The following is a 385-nucleotide window of genomic DNA, read 5'->3' on the forward strand; positions in this document are numbered from 1 at the left end:
CGCCCCCTGGGCCGTGTCCGTCACCAGCATGGTGATGTCGGCCATGGAGCGGCATAGCACCTCGTTGTACACGCTGTTGGAAGTTTCCACCGCTGCCGCGCGGGCGGCTGCGCCCACGAGTGCCTTGCGGGCCTGGCGCATGGCGCTGAAGAAGCCCTCCTGCCGAGGCGGCGGCCGCTCGCCCACCAAGCATTGGACGGTCACAAACACGGGCCGGCGCTCCTTGTGCTCGAGGTCGAACACGAATTCGGCGCGCTCCGCCCTCAGCTGATCCGGCACCGGGTCAAGGCAAAGGCGTGTACGGCGCGGCAGTCCATCCAGAGCGCCGTAGGAGAACGTCACGGTGCGGGGGTCCAAAACTTCCGCCGTGACACGTCCGCGCCGG

1 protein-coding gene is annotated in these 385 nt (G+C 68.6%); it reads right to left on the reverse strand.

Going from position 1 to position 385, the window contains the following annotated elements; translation table 11 throughout:
• Positions 1-385: glycogen debranching N-terminal domain-containing protein (locus ACTFO6_RS17915; RefSeq protein ID WP_439935767.1), on the reverse strand; the 385-nt coding region annotated here is incomplete at both ends.

The sequence above is a fragment of the Pelomicrobium sp. G1 genome (genome assembly GCF_051905455.1).
Classification (GTDB): domain Bacteria; phylum Pseudomonadota; class Gammaproteobacteria; order Burkholderiales; family UBA6910; genus Pelomicrobium.